Genomic DNA, 1,950 nt, shown 5'->3' on the forward strand with positions numbered 1-1,950 from the left:
GGTATTCAGAATGACCGAACCGCCCTCCCGCATGATCGGCTCCACCGCCTGAAGCGAGAAGAAGACCGACTTGACGTTCGTGGCCATGAGGGTATCGAACGCTTCTTCGGTCGTATTCGAAAGTGGTGTCATGTAAGCCACTCCGGCATTGGCGAAGAACACATCCAGGCCGCCGAATGAGTCCTTGATCCGTGCCGCCATGTTGCGCAGGCTTTCCGTCGAAAGGGCGTCCACCTGGAGCGTTAGGAGGTCATCACCGATGGCCGCGCGTGCCTTGTCCAGCTTGGGTTGATCTCGACCGGTATCGCCACACGGGCACCCGCCTCGTGCATTAGCTTGGCAGAGGCCAAACCTATACCTGAAGCGCCACCGGTAATCAGCACCGTTTTGTTCTCGAGCATGCGATATACTCCATCCTTATAGTTGAACATGAGGTATCTTCCTTCGGTGCGGTTATGCGTGCCTGAGACTGTCCACGGCATCGAGAACGTGTGTGCTGTAGACCAGCGCAGCGCCTGCATTGAGGTTGATGGCGACACCGAGCGCCTCGGCGATTTCATCATCAGTGGCGCCAAGCTTTACCGCCTCGGCAGAGTGAGCGGCGATGCAACCGTCGCAGCGAGTGGTCACAGCAACAGCGAGCGCGATAAGTTCGCGCATCTTCGCTTCGAGGTGGCCGGTTTTTGCGCCCGCGCCAGCCAGGAGAGTTGCGCCTTTGATAGTATCAGGTGTCCTGGTGGACATTTCCTTGAGGCGGAGATTGACGTCCAGAAGCTTTTTCTTCCAGTCGAGCATCAGAATGACTCCAGTTGCGGTGTTCGGGTTTGAAGCGGCCGGTGGCGGAAACAAAGTACGGGGATGGCGCTCCCCGCTCAGGATGAGCCACTCGGGTTGGGCGCGGCTGACAATCCCAGCCGCCCGGCTTGCAGTGCAATCTCGCTGACCTGCTCCGGCGTTGCCGACTGCAGGTGCTGGGCACTTCCTAGTCGTGATGATCGTGCGTTAACTTCGCCGACTCGGGCACGGTGAACGTATGAGTCACCTCCTGTCCGGGGATGACGTTGTGATTAGCGTCCACCAGCGCGATCTTCACCTTGTGCTCGCCAGGCGGCAGCCCGGCTATGTCGACTGTGTTGTTGTCACTCGCATCCGCCCACCACCAGGGCAAGTCGTCGACAATGACGTGCAGATGCCCGATACGTGGAGATACCTGGAGGGCGCCCGCCCCGAACACGGGTATGATGCGCAGGTTCTCCACCCGGTACTGGGCCCAGTAGACGCCTATGGCCAGCCCCTCCGGAAGCGGGGGATCCACAATCAGCTTGGGCGCAGGCTCGTTCTCGATGGCGACATACGGGGAAGCGCCGCGGATCTCCCTCGCGCTCTGGGCGAAGGCGCTCGTGGCGAGCATGGTGCCAGCCGCGACAGCGGCAAGGGTCTTGATGAGAGTCATGGCATTGTCCTTCTTTGATGAGTGCAGGATTTTGTCAGGCCAGCGGGCCGCCGCGCGGCGCCGCTTTAGCTCGGCGACGTTTGCGTCCGGGACGTAGCTGGTGGACGATCTCCGGACGACTCTTGGTATGCGTCTTCGAATTGGTTCCGCCTCTCGCGCCACGGCAAGCGGCGTAGTTCCTTCGCGAGAGCTGGGGCTGCGGACTCTCGATAGCGACGCGCCCAAAGGTTGAGCCGATCCTCGTTGTCCAAAAAGAACTTCCAGTCGCTGATGACCGCGGGTCTGATCAGCAGGAACGGCACAGGCGCTGTGAACGGTCGAAAGCTGGGGTTGTATAGCGCAAACCCTTCGTTGGTTTCGTAAAACCCTCCCAGCACCAGTCCAGCTTCTGCATAAGACGGGACTCCAAGATGCTGCAGGATTTCGTCGAAAAGATCCTTTGCTCGATCGGCCGACAAATCGGTGAAAACAACGACGATTGATTTGTAGATCGCATC

Annotated in this window: 3 protein-coding genes and 1 pseudogene; all 4 read right to left on the reverse strand. The window is 59.5% G+C overall.

Going from position 1 to position 1,950, the window contains the following annotated elements:
* A pseudogene (locus NMG80_RS37565) lies at nt 1–563 on the reverse strand (SDR family NAD(P)-dependent oxidoreductase); the annotation flags it as partial.
* Entirely contained in the window at nt 454–795 is a 342-nt protein-coding gene (locus NMG80_RS32855; RefSeq protein ID WP_254021990.1) for a carboxymuconolactone decarboxylase family protein, read from the reverse strand. The gene NMG80_RS32855 and the pseudogene NMG80_RS37565, both read right to left, overlap by 110 nt.
* Before the next feature lie 187 nt (nt 796–982).
* Nucleotides 983–1,453, reverse strand: coding sequence for a DUF6130 family protein (locus tag NMG80_RS32860; RefSeq protein ID WP_254021991.1), 471 nt, complete (start codon nt 1,451–1,453; stop codon nt 983–985).
* 65 nt (nt 1,454–1,518) lie between these two features.
* Nucleotides 1,519–1,950: DUF6875 domain-containing protein (locus NMG80_RS37570; protein ID WP_367186046.1), on the reverse strand; the 432-nt coding region annotated here is incomplete at its 5' end.

It is taken from the genome of Mesorhizobium escarrei (assembly GCF_935825525.1).
GTDB lineage: Bacteria > Pseudomonadota > Alphaproteobacteria > Rhizobiales > Rhizobiaceae > Mesorhizobium > Mesorhizobium escarrei.

Bases quoted from the DNA above. Each gene is read 5' to 3' on its own strand.
- NMG80_RS32860 (WP_254021991.1), bottom strand. From the start codon at position 1,453: ATGACTCTCATCAAGACCCTTGCCGCTGTCGCGGCTGGCACCATGCTC.
- NMG80_RS32855 (WP_254021990.1), bottom strand. From the start codon at position 795: ATGCTCGACTGGAAGAAAAAGCTTCTGGACGTCAATCTCCGCCTCAAG.